At 36.7% G+C, this 16,488-nt stretch carries 14 protein-coding genes and 2 pseudogenes; 13 read left to right on the forward strand and 3 right to left on the reverse strand.

Going from position 1 to position 16,488, the window contains the following annotated elements; genetic code table 11:
* Positions 1 to 168: 168 nt before the first annotated feature.
* The 11 genes and pseudogenes from A3GQ_RS0111695 (at position 169) to A3GQ_RS0111750 (ending at position 12,013) form a co-directional block, all read left to right on the forward strand.
* On the forward strand, positions 169 to 939 hold the full coding sequence (locus A3GQ_RS0111695) for a class I SAM-dependent methyltransferase (protein ID WP_028777210.1): 771 nt from the start codon (positions 169 to 171) through the stop codon (positions 937 to 939).
* A 103-nt stretch (positions 940 to 1,042) separates the two neighbouring features.
* Positions 1,043 to 1,210 (forward strand): annotated as a pseudogene (locus A3GQ_RS26990) (Tn3 family transposase); the annotation flags it as partial.
* Between the two features lie 532 nt (positions 1,211 to 1,742).
* Positions 1,743 to 2,663, forward strand: coding sequence for a DUF7638 domain-containing protein (locus A3GQ_RS0111705; protein ID WP_028777212.1), 921 nt, complete (start codon positions 1,743 to 1,745; stop codon positions 2,661 to 2,663).
* 1,140 nt (positions 2,664 to 3,803) lie between these two features.
* Entirely contained in the window at positions 3,804 to 5,006 is a 1,203-nt protein-coding gene (locus tag A3GQ_RS0111715) for an acetate/propionate family kinase (RefSeq protein WP_028777213.1), read from the forward strand.
* A gap of 50 nt (positions 5,007 to 5,056) precedes the next feature.
* A complete protein-coding gene (locus tag A3GQ_RS0111720) occupies positions 5,057 to 6,253 on the forward strand; it encodes a pyridoxal phosphate-dependent aminotransferase (RefSeq protein ID WP_028777214.1) in 1,197 nt (398 codons plus the stop codon).
* Positions 6,254 to 6,464: 211 nt separating this feature from the next.
* The gene (locus A3GQ_RS0111725) at positions 6,465 to 7,226 is read left to right on the forward strand and encodes a nucleotidyltransferase domain-containing protein (RefSeq protein WP_028777215.1); all 762 of its coding nucleotides are present in this window, start codon (positions 6,465 to 6,467) and stop codon (positions 7,224 to 7,226) included.
* A 538-nt stretch (positions 7,227 to 7,764) separates the two neighbouring features.
* A complete protein-coding gene (locus tag A3GQ_RS0111730; protein WP_028777216.1) occupies positions 7,765 to 8,406 on the forward strand; it encodes an ATP-binding cassette domain-containing protein in 642 nt (213 codons plus the stop codon).
* Positions 8,403 to 10,328, forward strand: a complete 1,926-nt coding sequence (locus A3GQ_RS0111735) for a YhgE/Pip domain-containing protein (RefSeq protein ID WP_028777217.1) — start codon at positions 8,403 to 8,405, stop codon at positions 10,326 to 10,328. The genes A3GQ_RS0111730 and A3GQ_RS0111735 overlap by 4 nt, the downstream gene beginning before the upstream one ends.
* Positions 10,329 to 10,339: 11 nt before the next feature.
* On the forward strand, positions 10,340 to 10,669 hold the full coding sequence (gene sugE / locus A3GQ_RS0111740) for a quaternary ammonium compound efflux SMR transporter SugE (RefSeq protein ID WP_028777218.1): 330 nt from the start codon (positions 10,340 to 10,342) through the stop codon (positions 10,667 to 10,669).
* Between the two features lie 151 nt (positions 10,670 to 10,820).
* Entirely contained in the window at positions 10,821 to 11,435 is a 615-nt protein-coding gene (locus tag A3GQ_RS24200; protein ID WP_051271655.1) for a LysR substrate-binding domain-containing protein, read from the forward strand.
* Between the two features lie 161 nt (positions 11,436 to 11,596).
* On the forward strand, positions 11,597 to 12,013 hold the full coding sequence (locus A3GQ_RS0111750) for a VOC family protein (RefSeq protein ID WP_028777219.1): 417 nt from the start codon (positions 11,597 to 11,599) through the stop codon (positions 12,011 to 12,013).
* 190 nt (positions 12,014 to 12,203) lie between these two features.
* Here the strand turns inward: A3GQ_RS0111750 and A3GQ_RS0111755 are convergent, their stop codons facing one another.
* The 3 genes from A3GQ_RS0111755 to A3GQ_RS0111765 form a co-directional block, all read right to left on the reverse strand.
* Positions 12,204 to 12,860 (reverse strand): Rossmann-fold NAD(P)-binding domain-containing protein, encoded by a 657-nt coding sequence (locus A3GQ_RS0111755; RefSeq protein ID WP_028777220.1) that lies wholly within the window; start codon positions 12,858 to 12,860, stop codon positions 12,204 to 12,206.
* Positions 12,861 to 13,487, reverse strand: a complete 627-nt coding sequence (lexA, locus tag A3GQ_RS0111760) for a transcriptional repressor LexA (RefSeq protein ID WP_028777221.1) — start codon at positions 13,485 to 13,487, stop codon at positions 12,861 to 12,863. It abuts the gene before it with no gap.
* A gap of 93 nt (positions 13,488 to 13,580) precedes the next feature.
* Positions 13,581 to 14,621 carry a tyrosine-type recombinase/integrase gene (locus A3GQ_RS0111765; RefSeq protein WP_028777222.1) on the reverse strand — a complete coding sequence of 347 codons (1,041 nt, stop codon included), beginning with the start codon at positions 14,619 to 14,621 and terminating at the stop codon, positions 13,581 to 13,583.
* A 339-nt stretch (positions 14,622 to 14,960) separates the two neighbouring features.
* On the opposite strand from A3GQ_RS0111765, the gene A3GQ_RS0111770 reads away from it, so the two are divergent.
* The gene (locus tag A3GQ_RS0111770) at positions 14,961 to 15,701 is read left to right on the forward strand and encodes a hypothetical protein (RefSeq protein WP_028777223.1); all 741 of its coding nucleotides are present in this window, start codon (positions 14,961 to 14,963) and stop codon (positions 15,699 to 15,701) included.
* Positions 15,702 to 15,945: 244 nt separating this feature from the next.
* Positions 15,946 to 16,412: pseudogene (locus tag A3GQ_RS24205) on the forward strand (GNAT family N-acetyltransferase); the annotation flags it as partial.
* Positions 16,413 to 16,488: the final 76 nt, after the last annotated feature.

Consider the following 16,488-nt stretch of genomic DNA (forward strand, 5'->3'; position numbering starts at 1 on the left):
GTAACGGGGAGATACATGTAAAAACGGGACATAAATTAGTGATATTTCCCAATTAGGATGTGTGAGGAATGGGACCAAACTGGGAAACATTTCTATTTAGTTTCTTCAACAATTCAAAAGTTATATGATGTTTATAAACCATAGACTATAACTATAGGAGATGTTATTATGATCGAAATCACAAATCCCGCATTTAATTATGACAAGACAGGTCAAAGATATTCCACTATTCGTCAGACCGATAATCGTATATCATCTTATGTCCACAATACCCTAGGAGTAGCAAAAACAGTGCTTAATATCGGTGCTGGCGCTGGATCCTATGAACCAAAGGATCGTTACGTGATAGCAATTGAACCTTCCAAGGTAATGCGAGCGCAAAGAGCTGTTACGAATAAAGTACCTGCGATTCATGGATTTGCAGATCATCTTCCATTTGATGACGATGCATTTGATGCTGCAATGGCGATGGTTACGGTACACCATTGGCCAGATATAAAGGCTGGCCTTGAAGAGATAAGACGTGTTACAAAAGGTCAGATTTTAGTTCTAACCTTCGATCCAGATGCACTCGATGAATTTTGGAATGTGAATTATTTTCCTGAGCTTATTGAAATAGAGAGAAAACGATATCCCGCCATTGCTTACCTGACAGAAGTATTAGGTGGAGAAATAGAGATTCAGAAAATACCAATTCCCTTAGATTGTAAAGATGGTTTTCAAGAAGCGTTTTATGGTCGCCCAGAAGCTTTTCTAGAAAAAGAAGTGAGAGCAGCTCAGTCTGCTTGGGGATTTTTACCTGGTGAGATTGAAAAACAATATGTTCAATCTTTAGAGGAGGAGCTAAAATCAGGGGAATGGGATCGCAAATATGGTCATTATCGAACGCAGTCCACTTTTACTGGTGCTCTCCGATTGATTGTTGCAAAACCAGAGTAAGTGCTACCACATAGACAATCTATTATGGGGTATGGCACCTATTCGCACATTAAAGTGCCACTCTTGGAAATATTCCTAGACTATGTCCTGTTTTTGCGCTTATCTACCCGCGGATACGGAATATTGGCTGAATTGGACATGCATTTTTGGTTCGATTTCAGGTCATGATGCAAAAATAGATTATCCTGAAGAGCGATATCTTACTACTGCGTTTTGCTATGGTTGTAATTTAGGTCCAACGCAGACTGTTCGTTATGTTCGTTCTGAAGACACTTTGATGGTTTGGCCGTTAGATCGTTTAGGACGCACGATGCACCATTTAATTCAAGTTGTTGGTCGACTTCGTCCGGGTCACTGGCGACAGCCATTATTTCATCAATAACTGAGATCTCGTCATTGATACGTAAATTGATATGGAATCGTACTTTCACGATGGAACTCCACACGAGTGACCCAGCCTGTGGGTGGTCTCATTCATCTGGTTCGTTATCATGAGTCTGGTCTGTGGGCTGGCTCCTCAAGGGTGCCCTTTCCTATCTCCATAACTGATACACTTCCGAGCGTTCAAAAGGTGGTTACTTTGTATCCATACTTCTTGCATGTTGACACAAAGTAACCACCTCTCATTTATATGACTGAATGAAAGTGTTTGATAATTTACATCATGATGCTACTTTGCGGTCTATGGTAGAAACTCTGTCACTAGGCCTTAGAAAGGGGGGGAATAAATTATAATAAGAGCATGGAAAAAAGGAACCGACATCTACAGGTTAAAAATCATAGACTAAGAGGCGATGGAGAACATGCAAAAAATCAGTAGACAAAAAAGAATAGAAGGAACCAGAGTACCCGGAATCATTAATAATATTCAGTACCACTATGTCAATATAGATGTATATGAAGATGGAATGGTAAACTGCTGGGAATTGGTGGATCTGGCTGGTCTAAAGAAAAAAATGACGCATAGTTGGATAGTTTCACAGGTTCCAGACAGTGAAAACATTTCGATATATGGACTAGGGACTTACAAAGTACAATCGGCTGAATGGAAATATAATAAAGCGGGTTATTTAAGGCATATAAGAGATACTGTCAAACGTCTAAATCCGAAAATGGAGAACATGTATACAATCTCTGAGGATGAAATACAACTACAAACAAGCAGAAGAGTAATATATTCCCCGCAAGCAAGTGAGTTTTATGTAAAAAATGAAATAGGGTATCAAACCACTGAAGGTGAAGCGTTCACCATCTTTCTTAAGCATCAGGATAAGAACTATTTGGCTAATCTAGTTATTTATAAGGATGGGCGTGTAACTTGTTATACGACGAAATTTGAATTGAATTTTGAAATAGATGATATTGAAGAATACTTTCAAAACGGAACCTTATTTACTAGCTTTACTAATCCAACCACTATAGTTTTTGAAGATCTGGGCAAAATTACGTTTGGAGAAGTAGTGTATAGCGCCGACTCAATTGAAAAGTATAAACAGCTAGTCGATACTTATCAAAAGTTGAACGGAAGCGAAACGTCGTTAGAGAAATGCAGAGAAGCTTATTACGACTATCTTGAATATCCTTCCGAGCCCGCAAGAGCCAGGTTAAAAGAATTATATGAATTAATTCCGGAGCATGAACGAAAATATCTTGGGGATATGGATAGTCGGGATACAGATTACATTAGAATTATCTACCACCCTGAGCGAAAAAGAGAGGTTTAAAGCGTATTCGGTCATATCTTTTAGGGGTAGAGGGAGCGAAGACTGGTTTTGGTGCCATCTCTATAATAATTGGGAAAATGATTTGAAGTTGCTCATGTGCAGCCTCAAATCATTTTTATTTTATCATTGTTCCGAATTTTGTTTTGAAATTGGGACTTTCCGCATTTTTGTTAGGATCTTGCCTGAAAAATCAAAGTCCATTATGTTCAGATAGGTAGAAAAGTACCGACTCTATACATTCTAGGAACTTTACTTGAGAGGATTGACATCACGATTGAAACAACAATGGATGAAGGAAGAACGGAGTGTTTGATGCAGATGAATCCTTTTTCAGAACATCTATTGAGTCACATCTCCCCACTAGGTTGGCAATACATTAATCCCTTAGGGGAATGCAAGTATAACTTTGATCGAACGATTGGTTTACACAATCTCAGACCACTGAGAACGAATTAAAGAATGAATTCCTCATCGGTTCGAATGGCTGAGGGATTCATTCTAAGTATAGAGAAAATCGACTGTTTTTTCATTTTGAATCTCTTAGTGTAGGATTTTTACAAAATGTTGGCGGTACCCCATAGCCATCAAGCTAAACAGTTGCCACATCACTAAACATGAGAAATGAGTACTTTTTCTGAGGATGTTCCAGAGAAAATGCAGCTCATTTTTTTCATTTTGAGGGTATCCATTTTTCTTAGCTTGATGGGCATGTGGCGGTACCCCTATAATGCTGCTGCTATTTACGATTGAACCAACAGCACATAAAAAAACCGAATTTTAGGTCTATAAAATTTACATAATTAATTGGGATGTCTTTCAAATTAATAATCGAATTGAACTGTAAAATAAAGAATACAAAATTTTATAGGAACAGGCATTTCACAAGTACAAGCCTAGAATGTTTCATACGATATTACGAAAGGGATTTACCCTTATCCAAGTAACAGGCGTGAAGGTTGAGCAAGAATTGCACAGGCAATATATTTAAGTGTGTATTGATTTTCACCATTTATATTTGATTAAATTTTCTTTTTTTGTTCCACACTTTAATCTACTGTAAAAAAAGAGTAGAATAGCATTCGAATGTCTATGGCAATTTATATTGTATATGCATATAAATCAGAAACGGAGCGGTAAGGCATGAAAATTTTAGTCATTAATTGCGGGAGTTCTTCTATTAAATATGAGTTATTTGAAATGGATGATGAATCGGTTATAGCCAAAGGTTTAGTGGAGAAAATAGGTACTGAAAGTGCCATTGTTACCTATGAAGTAACAGGAACAGAAGAAAAGATGCGAACAGCGGAGATTCTGGATCATCGAGAAGGATTACATTTAGTCTTAAGGTTATTAATGGACAAAAATGATGGAGTTATCACTAGTGAAGATGAAGTGGCAGCAGTTGGACACCGCGTAGTACATGGTGGGGAACACTTCTCTAAATCTGTAATTATTACCAGTGAAGTCAGACAGGCTATTCGAAAAACAGTCGATTTAGCGCCTTTACACAACCCTCCAAATCTATTAGGAATAGGAGCAGCGGAACAACAACTCCCTAATGCTATTCATGTCGCTGTATTTGATACTGCCTTTCATCAAACCATGCCAAAACATGCTTTTTTATATGCATTACCTTATGTTTTATACACACGGCACAAAGTTCGTCGCTATGGATTTCATGGGACTTCCCACCAATATGTCTCTGAACAAGCAAGTTTGTTTTTTGAAAAATCTCTATCTGATCTAAAAATCATCTCTGCTCATATCGGAAATGGAGCAAGTGTTACAGCTATCGAAAATGGCATTTCTGTAGATACAAGTATGGGGATGACCCCGCTGGAAGGATTAATGATGGGTACTCGTTGTGGAGATATAGATCCAGCAATTGTTCCCTATGTAATTGCAAAAGAAGATCTGACATTGATTGAAATTCAATCTATGATGAACAAACACAGTGGGTTATTGGGAGTAACAGGTATGTCGAGTGATATGCGTGAGATTACACAAGCAATGGAAGAAGGCAATATACAAGCAAAGTTGGCAATAGACATGTATTTGTATAAATTACGCAAAACAATCGGTTCGTACATTGCAGCAATGAATGGAGTAGATATTTTACTCTTTACTGCAGGTGTTGGAGAAAATTCTTCCTTTGTAAGACAAGAAGTATGTGATCAACTTAGTTTTTTTGGAATTGAAATTGACAGAGAAAAAAATAATACACGATCGAAAGAAACAAGAGAAATAAGCACGTCAAACTCCAAAGTAAAAGTATTAGTTGTACCAACAAATGAGGAGCTGATGATCGCGAGGGAAGCAAAGCATCTGGTAGATCATACGTAATGGTGGTATCATAAAAGAAATAAACAAGAATTAGAGAGGATAGGAGAGCAATGACAAAACTTTCCGATCGAGTAAAACAATTATCACCATCACCAACATTGGCAATCACGGCAACAGCAAATTCATTGAAGCAACAAGGTCACAATGTAGTAGGGCTAGGAGCTGGAGAACCTGATTTCAATACGCCAGAGCACATCTTAGCTGCTGCAAAGGATGCAATGGATAAAGGTTATACGAAATACACAGCATCTGGCGGGATTAAAGAATTAAAGGATGCAATCATAGCAAAGTTCGAAAACGAGAACAGACTTACATACAGCCCAAAAGAAATTATGGTTACTGTTGGAGGAAAAGAAGGACTTTATAATCTGTTCCAAGTAATTTTAAACGATGGAGACGAAGTGATTGTTCCTGCTCCATATTGGGTCAGTTATATTGAGCAAGTCAAACTAGCCGGAGGATCTTCTGTAATCGTGGAAGGGAAAGAAGAGAATCATTTAAAAATTACCGCATCTCAATTAGAGGAAGCAATTACCTCCAACACGAAAGCGTTGATATTAAACTCTCCATCCAATCCGACAGGTATGATCTATAGCGCACAAGAATTGAAAGAGCTTGGTGACGTTTGCGTCAAACATGATTTGCTTATCATCTCCGATGAAATTTATGAACATCTCATTTATGATGGAAAACCGCATGTAAGCATCGCTTCGTTGGATGAGGAATTTTTCCAACGTACAATCATTATCACTGGGGTTTCCAAAACATATGCGATGACAGGTTGGAGAATTGGCTATGCAGCTGGACCACAAGAAATCATTCAAGCAATGACGGATTTACAGAGTCATAGCACTTCTAATCCAACATCGATTGCCCAATATGCCGCGATTGCTGCATTAACGGGTACCCAAGAACCAGTAGCTACCATGCTATCCGCTTTTAAGGAAAGAAGAGATTATGTGATTGAAAGAATCCAAAACATAGCTGGATTCCGATGCATTACTCCACCAGGTGCGTTTTATGCTTTTATTCATATAAAAGATGCTCTTGGTTCGAAGTATGGCTCGGTTGACGAGTGGTCGACTGCCTTGCTCAAAGACGAACTAGTTGCAGTTGTTCCTGGTTCTGCATTTGGGGCAGATGATTATATCCGTATTTCTTATGCAACTTCTATGGATAATCTAAAAGAAGCATTTGATCGTATCGAGCATTTTGTTCATGCTTCCACTTCACTTGTATCCAAATAAGGATATGATGTTAAATGCATATATAAAAACAGATAAAAAACAATCGATTAATGTTTAGTCGATTGTTTTTTTCATTCTTGTATTCAAAATGCTTTGGGTGGCTATATGCCTTAACAAGGGATTATACTAAAATCAGCATTCTGCAACGAATGAGTAAATAAAACCCAAAGACCAACAAGGATAAAAAGTTTAGTGTTAGGAGTAATGTTAGGTGAGTAAGTTAAACTTGGAAAACAGCAACTTAAGATGGCTTGAGGAAAGAACGATTATTCTTGCACCAACAGGAAGTTATGCTTATGGAACAAATACGGAAACTTCGGATAGAGACTACAAGGGAGTTTGCATACCTCCTATTGAGTATTACTTAGGTTTAGATTCTTTTAATGAATATAATAAAAGTGGAGGAAAAAACTTCCGTAATACAAAAGACGATATAGATGTCACCATTATTCATATCAATAAATTTGTAAAAGACGCGCTGCAAGGTGTACCTAATAATATTGAAATTCTTTTTTCAAGGCAACAAGATTACTTAAAAGTAACATCATTAGGACAAAGGCTCATTGATAATCGCCACTATTTCTTATCAAAACATATCAAAATTAAGTTTGGTGGGTATGCGTATTCCCAAATTCAAAAATTAAAAGCGAAAAAAAATAACGATACAGGAAGACAAGACTTAGTTGATGCGTATGGCTATGATACAAAGTTTTTCATGCATAGTATTAGACTTCTCACCAGTGCGATTGAGATTTTAGAAACAGGTGACTTTAGTACGTTTCGCTCTAACAGACAATTACTGCTTGATTGTAGAAATGGTAAGTATTCATTGAAAGACGCACTAGAAATGATCGAAATGTATGATAATCAATTAAATGTTGCTTTAGAAAAATCAAAGCTTCCAAAAACCCCTGATTATCAAAAAATTAATGAACTATTAATGGATATTAACAAAAAAGCATTGTCGCTATAATATAAAATCACTTCACGAAAAATACACATTTAGACATACTTTTAGTCATTAAATAACTGTCTAACTACGAAAAATGTCAAAAGACCGATCGGTATATTTTGGAAGTATCATATCTCTGGATAGAGCACACGGCTGTTCAGAAACTATAAGATGAGTCATCCAGTGGATGGCTCTTTTTTGATGAAAATCGTATGAATAAGGGGCGCTTTTTTCGCTAATGAACCATCTCAGAGATGGCATGGCACGGTAATAGCTACTCCAGTATATAGATTAATTGACAAATGAATTTTTCTTGGTGATCCCAATTAAAAAGTTCTTAACAGTAGAGTTAATAAAGTCTTCATGAATCATTTTTTTGTTCCGGACAAGAAAACTATAGATGAGTGGATCTAATAATCAGTGGAAAGACTACCCCAACATAAAAATTGTCACTCATATAGAAGTAGAACTGAATAACACAGGGTTAATTTATTAATTTTACATACTTCCTATTGTTTACAAGCATAGTAAGAGTAAACAAACGCAGCAGGAGTGAATGATGAAAACGGAATGGAAGTTCGTATATAACAACATAAGTCTTCAAACGAAAAAAGAATATGTAATACAGCAATGGAACATGGAATTATTCCCCATGGAGCAATTCGCTTTTCTAGGAGGAGAAATAAAGCAACAGATTCCTTTCTATTTTTTACTCGGAGGATATATAAATCCGAGTAAAGGCGATGTATTTTTATTGGAAAACAGTCAAAAACATCCGATCAAACCTTCTGATGTTGGAATGGGACCAATCCCAAACTTTACTCCTTTTTTTACAGAGCTTCGAGTTAGAGAATCACTCATCCAACATAGTTCGTTATTCGGAGTAAGGAATGCCAATAAGCGAACAGACCAATTAATCGAGCAATGGGGTCTTCAATCGGTTCAAAAAGAAAGATTGAGGGATTTAAATGAGGATTACATGCGATGCAGTGAAATCGCCATGGCATTGGTACACTACCCAAAGTTACTTCTTTTGGATCATCCAGAACGCCATCTAACAAAAGGGAAATGGCAAGCTATCTGGGATCATCTATTGGATATTCAAAAACAGGAAGGATTTGCAATATCCATTACCACTCACGACCAATACACAGCATCACGTTGTAGTAAGACGATGTTGTTAGAGGAGAATAAAAGATGATCATATGGAATGTGGCGAAAACGCAGTGGTTACGTTTACTTCGTAATAACCTTTCTCGGTTAGCTATTTTGGCTATCTTATTTATCCCTCTTCTTTATTGCGGATTATATCTATATGCATTTTGGAATCCTTACGGTGCTCTGCATAAGTTGCCAGTTGCCCTTGTGATGGAAGATAAGGGAGGCGTGTATCATGGAGAACACGTGAATTATGGAGAAGAATTAGCAAAACAGCTGCAAAAAAAAATAGATCTTCGTTGGGAAACAGTAAGCTCCCAAATAGCGGAAAAAGGAATAGCAGGAGATCGCTATTATTTAGTTGTAAAAATTCCTGTTGATTTTACACAGCGATCTTTATCCATTACTTCTTCAAAACCCGTAAAATCTCAACTTGTTTTCATTCGAAATGAAGGGAAAAACTATATTGCAGGTACCATCGCTAGTCGCATCGAGTCAGAAATGGCATCAGAGGTTTCTAATACATTTACCAATCAGTATGTAGAAAATATCTTATCTCTTCTTCTACAAGCTAAATCAGGTATTTCTCAAGCAGCAGAAGGGGCAAATCAACTGTCAGCAGGGGCAGAAAAATTAGAAACCGGTTTGGATTTGTTACAACAAGCATTACATAAAGCAGCAGAAGGGGCAAAAAAAGTAGATCGAGGATCTGCCCAGTTCGTTACGGGTACATCTCAATTAGTTGACGGCACCAATAAAGTAGCATCAGGAACACATCAATTAGCCTTGGAAGCTGATAAAATCAATGATGTTATTACCAAACTAAAATCTGTACATAACGTAAATACCGATAAGATAAAAACCGAAATCACGAATATAAAAACAGCAATGATGAATCTAGAGCAAGATCTCGAAGCCTCATTAGCTGATCATCCAGAAAGAAAACCATTATTGGATCAAGTTAGTATGATCAAAAATCGAGTGGATACGATCGAACATATAGGTGATCAGCTAGATACAGTCGTTTCCAAAATAAACAACCTCCAAGTAAAGTTACAACAAATAAAACAACTAGACAAAGGAGCAAATCAAGTTGCATTTGGTGCGAAGCAACTCAATAACGGGGCAAAAGAACTAAAAAAGGGTACCACCGCATTAAACAACGGTCTTCAAGAAATCATCAAACCTCTTCCTCAGATGATCATTGGAGCAAAAAAATTAAAGGAAGGGAATAAGAAATTAGCGGATAAATTAACCCAAGCTACCAAAGAACAACAAGCTGATCCCTCTACTTTATCCAGTATCATTTCTAACCCAATCGAGATTTTGGATCAAAGCATATACAAAGTAAATCTATACGGAGTAGGGCTCGCGCCATATTTTTTACCGCTTTCTCTATGGATCGGAGGATTAATGTTGTATTTTGCTGTTCCTGCTAGTGAGTTGCGGTGGCGTTTGTATCCTTCCCATCCGTGGTTTATACAAATCGGAAAGCTTTTGACTTTTGTACCTTTTGGTATATTTCAATCGATGGTTACAGGGATTGTTATTCATTATGTGCTCGGTTTGCCTATCAAGCAACCATTCTTTTACTATCTATTTTTACTTTGTATTTCGTTTATGTCTATTGCATTAATCGGGGCCTTGATTAGTTTACTTGGAAGCGGACCAGGCAGACTGGTAAGTATTGTATTATTGGTACTCCAGTTGGTATCAAGTGGGGGAACGTTTCCGGTAGACCTTATCCCGCATGTTTTCCAAGTCATCAGCCCATTACTTCCTATGTCTTATGGGGTAAATGGTCTAAGACATATTATTGTTTATCATCAACCTGCGGAACTTATAAAACCTTTTATGATGATCCTATTGTATCTAATTGGGTCGCTTGCTCTTACTTTTTTAGGTCAACGCAGAAAGTTTCGTATTTCGGAATTACAAGAACGTGATCAATTAACAGCAGGTTAGGAGGATGAAGGATGGCTTGGTTTTACCTTATCATTGCAGGTGTTTTTGAAATGGGTTGGGCAGTAGGATTGAAATATACCCAAAGTTTCACTAAATTAGTCCCTAGTATTTTCACGATCATTTCGATGATTATTAGTTTGTATTTATTATCGTTAGCCCTTCGAACATTACCAATTGGGACTGCGTATACAATCTGGACAGGCATAGGGGCAGTTGGAACAGTCATATTTGGAATGATTTATTTAGGAGAATCTCGTGATTTTATGAGGATTTTATTTATTTTGCTCATCGTAGCGGGAATAGTGGGGTTGAAATTTGTTTCTGGGGGAGAATCGCATTAAACGATGCAAATTTATCATTACACTTTTAAATCATCTAATGAGATCACAACTTTAAGATCTGCATTATTCGCTATTCCTGGTACAGCACCTTCACTGGTAGCCGGATACTATACTAGAAGAGGGAAAACAACAAGTTATCGATCAAGCAGGGTTGAAACAAGGTCGTATTTCACTAGCAACTACCAATCACAAGTGCGATACAGAAATAGTTGGTCCTTTTTTATCCATGTATCCTGATGTCAACCTTCGCCTTACCCAAAATTCGTTGCATGAGAAAAAAATAGAACTCCTCCAAGAGGGAGAACTAGATTTTTGTATTACCACACTTCCGATCGATCATCCCGAAGTGGAGAGTATTGATTTTCTGACGGAAGAAATTTTTTTGGCTGTACCCTCCGGTCATCGCTTATCCAAGCGTAAGAGTATTTCATTGTACGAAGTAGCAAATGAACCATTTATTGGTTTAGATGAAAAAAATAGTTTTCGAATATTAACAGATGATTTTTGTAAACGAGCAGGATTCAAACCGAAGCTTGCATGTGAGGTAGATGATTCTACTGTAGTAAGTACCTTTGTAAAAGAAGGTATGGGGATCGCTTTTTTAGCTGAGATTGCAAAAGTAAAAGAACCTTCCCTTATTCTCTTACCAATAGAGCAACCTGATTGTCGACGTATTTTTCGACTGGCATGGAGAAAAAATCATTATTTATCCAAAGTAGCGCATGCATTTCGTGATTTTATCATTCAATATTATGCCAGCCACTAGTTCATATTTATGTATCCATTCTTTTCGGATGTTTGAAAATGCTACTATCATTGTAAGAAAAATACAAACATACAAAAGAAACATTTGTTTGTATCATGATTTTCATTATGTTAGGATCAAATCAGCTTTTCAAACCAAAGAACAAGAGAAGAGGGATTTTCGTGGCTTTGCGTTTAACTCCATACATTACACTAAACGGAACAACAAAAGAAGCAATCAAATTTTACCAAGATGCCATTGGTGCAAAAATAATTACGTCTCAAACATTTGGTGAAATGCCAGCTGATCCATCATTTCCTTTACCAGAAGAAGCAAAAGATCGAATTGCACATGCTTTATTAAAAGTAGGGGACACAGATTTGATGTTCTCCGATACTTTCCCAGGGCAACCCCATCAAATAGGTTCAAATGTATCCATCGCTATTGTAGTAGAAAGTAAAGAAGAATCGAAAAAGATCTTTGAAAAGTTATCCCAAGGTGGGCAAGTGCAGATGCCATTACAAAAAACTTTTTGGAGTGAATCTTATGGGGCATTATCTGACAAATATGATATACATTGGCAAATAACGACGGAGTGAGGCACTTTCGTGTGTTTAGACGATAGATAATGATTTGTCTGCTAACAACCGATTTCTATACAAAGTAGAGATTGGTTTTTTCTATTTTAAAAATGACATATAGATCGTCATTATACCAAATGATCAAAATCGCCCAAAAGAATAAAGGTCAAATTCCACCTACGTGAGAATTTGACCTTTATTCTTACACTTAATAAACACCTTGTCCTATTTTTTCTATATCGATTGAAGTATATATGTGTGTTCCCGTGTTGCTCAGTTTTGCGGCAGTACACATTGCATTGGCAACGGTCTTAGCATGATTAGGTTTATACCGAACCAATGGACCTCTTAACAACCATTTACTAACCGGGGTTACTAGTGTTTCTCCAAATCGAAATTCTGCCCGATATCCAAGTAGTAGGGAAGGGCGGAAGATGTACAAAACAGGTAGATTTAAGCTCTGTAAAGATCGCTCCATTTCACCTTTGACTCTACTGTAGTAAAACATAGAATGAGGATCTGCACCCATCGAGCTTACTACTAGAAATTTAGCATGATGAATCGATGCTAGTTTAGCTGCTTCTAAAACATAATCATGATCAACTTGATAAAACGCTTCTTTTGTTTTGGCTCTCTTCATGGTAGTCCCTAAGCAACAAAAAACATCATTCACTTCAAATAAAGAAGAATAGGAGCTAAGGTGTTCAAAATTGATAACATGCTCTATTAATTTATCATGTGCGAAATTTAATGATCTTCTTACTAGAATATGTATTTCATCATATGCTATGTCATTACAGAGCAAGTTAGTCAATGTATTCCCCACTAACCCGCTAGCTCCTAATATAAGAGCTTTTTTTGTCATTTATACAATTTCTCTTATCAAACTAACTACTTTTCCAAGTATGGTGACTTGAGGAAGGCGAAGTGGTTGCAAACGGTCGTTTTCTGGCTGAAGTCGAATGTGGTCACCTTCTTTGAAAAAACGCTTCACTGTAGCTTCACCTTCACCAGTCATTGCAACAACAATCTCTCCATTCACAGCAGTATGTTGCTGACGAACCACAACATAATCTCCATCCATGATACCAGCATTAACCATGCTATCACCTTGTACAGATAACAGAAAAGTAGTCTGATCTGTTCCGGCTATTCGAGTGGGGAGTGGAAAGTAATCTTCAATATTCTCTACAGCTGTAATGGGTTCTCCCGCAGTAACTTTTCCAACAAGAGGAACCATAACTGTATCTTTTTTGGTAATGTTGGAGGAGTTCTGATTTAAAATTTCAATAGCCCTTGGTTTGGTTGGATCACGACGAATATATCCTTTTTTCTCTAAGCGATTGAGATGTCCATGAACAGTTGAGCTTGAAGCCAAACCTACAGCTTCTCCAATTTCTCTAACTGATGGCGGATATCCTTTGTCATATACTTCTTTTTGTATATAGTTTAAAATAGCTTGTTGTCTCTCCGAAAGTTTATTGCTCTTCATACTCTCATCTCCTTTTCTCCCGAAAAATTCCGAACATAGTGCATCGGTCTGTATCATTATAGCGAAACAAACAAGAAAAATCAAACGGTTGTTCTAGAGAATGTCTGCTTGTATCGACGCCAATTTATCAAGAGCATCGTCTTTCTCTGTATTGATGACATGTGTATAGATTTGTGTTGTCTGAATACTGGAATGACCTAAAATTTCTTGTACCACCCTAAGGTTCTCCCCATTGGATAATAACATGGTTGCTAGAGTATGACGAAGTTTATGTGGTGATATATTCGCAGCCTTGGGAGGCAACTTAGCCTCTTTTACATATTTTGTAATAAGTTCAGAGATGCCTTTTCTGCTCAATCTGGAGCTATTTTTATTTAAAAATAGGGCAGCATCAGAAGATGATGGTCTTTCCTGTAGATATTGCTGTAAGGAGTTAACAACGACTGCGTTCAACTTCAACATCCGTTCTTTGCCGCCTTTTCCCATGATAACGATACGCAAAGATTCTCCGGATTTTTGTAAACTATTTACATTCAAACTAACAAGTTCAGATACCCGCATACCTGTATTTAGCAAAAGAAGTAGAATAGATATATCTCTTGATTTAATCCATGAAATTGTTTTTTTTCGATTATGATAAGTTTGAACTGCGTGTAATAGCCGAGACACTTCTTCCATTGTTAAAAAAACAGGTACTTTTTGTTTTGACCTTGTCTTGAGACTTGCATCTTCATATGCTTGCATAGGATCTTTATCTAATATTTGCGCGGTTACAAGATAACGAAACAATGATCGAAGAGAGGCTCTTTTTCGTTGCTTTCCGCTTCTTGTGTTTTCATGAAAATGTTTACGGGTAATCCATTCTCCGTCTGAATTTTGAATATAAACAGTACGTTCGTATCCGTTTTCTATGTATCGAAAAAAACGTTTAATGGTAATGGCATCAAGCGAATCCATATCTTTATTTTTTTCTTTTAAGAAACGAAAGAATAAAGAGAAATCATAAGCGTAATTGGCAATAGTCAGCGGAGATCTCTCTGCACTTATCATTTCTAGGAAAAAATCTTGGATATCTTCTGGTAAATCCCCAATCAAGCGGTTGATGTTAACCGGTAGCCTTCTAGAGTGAAACAAATTCATCCTCCTTCTTTTTTTGTCTCCTATTCGTATCTATAGTCTATCGGAAAAAGGAAGATACCTGCAAATAGGATTCAAAAGAAAAGAGAGAGTTGCAAATTTTAATCAAAAAACGAATAACTAAATAAAAGCTCTCGTAACGAAATCAATGTATGGAATTTTGTGTATAATTGGTTTGTAGATCGCCTTTTCCTAATAAATACAAGTATGTAAATATTCAATTATATAATTCTTATATCGATAGAAATGATCGGCTAACAAGGTGAAACCAACAGCATTTCCAACTGTTTCACAAAAATTTGCCAAGCTATCGATTTAGCAAGGGGTCATGATCAAATGAAAAAAGAAGTACAAAAAATTGCAGAACAAGTAATGGATGTTTACAAAAAACACACTGGTAAAGTTTTTATTGGTTTAATCGTTCATGGTTCTGCTGTAAAAGGTGGCTTTATTCATGGTTCAAGCGATATCGATTTTCAGTTATTTTTAAAACCGTCTATTTTCGAGAGGAATGGAATGCTGCCATTAGAGCTTTATTTAAAAGCCCACCAAGATTTAGCTAAAATAGATACAACGCCTTTTCGGTACATCCAATGCAAAGCACTTTCCAGCCAATTGCCTGATGGATATATAGGCCCTGTTCCTGGTACATATAAAATAGTCGCTGGAACGATGCCAATCCAAGAAGCAACAAATGAACAACTAAAGCATTCCGCACACGAATCATTATATCGTTTATATGATACGCCAAACTATCTTACTGCTCTATTGGATCATGGTAAAGATCGGCTAACTCATTTAATCCGTTTGTTGTGTACAAAAGTATCTACTTTGGTATATCAGGTGCTATCCATTGAGTATGATAATGCCATCCAAATTTGGAATATGCCGAAAAATTTGGCGATTAGATGTTTGCCCAATGACAATTTGAAGTCCTATGCAGAGTTATTTTATACTCACGCAAAATCATACTATCCACAAGAAACTTCCATTTACGACGCTTTAGAGATGGTAAAATATGCAGTTTTGTTTTTTGATAACACTAAAAAATGGTATATTACGCACAGCGAAAAGTAGAAATGCGAAATAACATGTGTTGTGTTTTTTGATGTATAGAAAAAAATAGGAATATCATAGTATTTTTATAAGATACATAAATGAAAGGGGCATACGCCAATGATTTGGTCGGTGCAATTAAAGGAGTTATATGAGGTGATAACCAGTTGAAAGGATGAAATAGAGTATGTTTCCAAATCAAACACCCCTTTTCCACGGAAATCTTATACGTCTTGCATCTTTTTGAATAGAGGATGCACAACAAATGGTTAGCTGGTATGATGATGGACATTTACTAAGAAACTTAGATACTGATTTTGCATATCCAAGAACATTACAAGAACTACAAACGGAAAGCTATTTAAAAAGCCGAAGTGCCGATGGGGTGCAATTTAGCATTCGAACAATAGCAGATGATTCTTTGATCGGATTTGATTATTCCATTCAATTGAATGGAATAATCAAACAGGACAAATTGCAATCGGTATCGGCAATAGACGAGATCGACATAAGGGATACGGAACAGAGGAGTTAAGATTAATTTTGCGTTACGCATTTCACGAACTAAATTTTAATCATGTGGAGTTAGATGTTATAGGATATAACAAAAATGCGATAAAAACATATGAAAAAGTTGGATTCATCACAAAAGACCGGATGCGTTCAGTTGTCCTTCGAGATGGCAATTGTTATGATCGGATTATCATGGGTATATTGAAGCATGAATGGATTACACATACAGAGAACGAAGTAAAAAAAGAAGCCGAACCTCTTTACCAAAATGGTTCAGCTTCTTTTTTTATCATCT

The organism is Shimazuella kribbensis DSM 45090, assembly GCF_000428065.1.
Taxonomy (GTDB): Bacteria; Bacillota; Bacilli; order Thermoactinomycetales; family Thermoactinomycetaceae; genus Shimazuella; species Shimazuella kribbensis.

What these genes read in the sequence shown, in the direction of transcription:
- A3GQ_RS0111755 (WP_028777220.1), bottom strand. Translation starts at nt 12,860, where the DNA reads ATGACAAAAAAAGCTCTTATATTAGGAGCTAGCGGGTTAGTGGGGAAT.
- sugE (WP_028777218.1), top strand. Translation starts at nt 10,340, where the DNA reads ATGGCTTGGTTTTACCTTATCATTGCAGGTGTTTTTGAAATGGGTTGG.
- lexA (WP_028777221.1), bottom strand. Translation starts at nt 13,487, where the DNA reads ATGAAGAGCAATAAACTTTCGGAGAGACAACAAGCTATTTTAAACTAT.
- A3GQ_RS0111715 (WP_028777213.1), top strand. Translation starts at nt 3,804, where the DNA reads ATGAAAATTTTAGTCATTAATTGCGGGAGTTCTTCTATTAAATATGAG.
- A3GQ_RS0111735 (WP_028777217.1), top strand. Translation starts at nt 8,403, where the DNA reads ATGATCATATGGAATGTGGCGAAAACGCAGTGGTTACGTTTACTTCGT.
- A3GQ_RS0111770 (WP_028777223.1), top strand. Translation starts at nt 14,961, where the DNA reads ATGAAAAAAGAAGTACAAAAAATTGCAGAACAAGTAATGGATGTTTAC.
- A3GQ_RS0111695 (WP_028777210.1), top strand. Translation starts at nt 169, where the DNA reads ATGATCGAAATCACAAATCCCGCATTTAATTATGACAAGACAGGTCAA.
- A3GQ_RS0111730 (WP_028777216.1), top strand. Translation starts at nt 7,765, where the DNA reads ATGAAAACGGAATGGAAGTTCGTATATAACAACATAAGTCTTCAAACG.
- A3GQ_RS0111720 (WP_028777214.1), top strand. Translation starts at nt 5,057, where the DNA reads ATGACAAAACTTTCCGATCGAGTAAAACAATTATCACCATCACCAACA.
- A3GQ_RS0111705 (WP_028777212.1), top strand. Translation starts at nt 1,743, where the DNA reads ATGCAAAAAATCAGTAGACAAAAAAGAATAGAAGGAACCAGAGTACCC.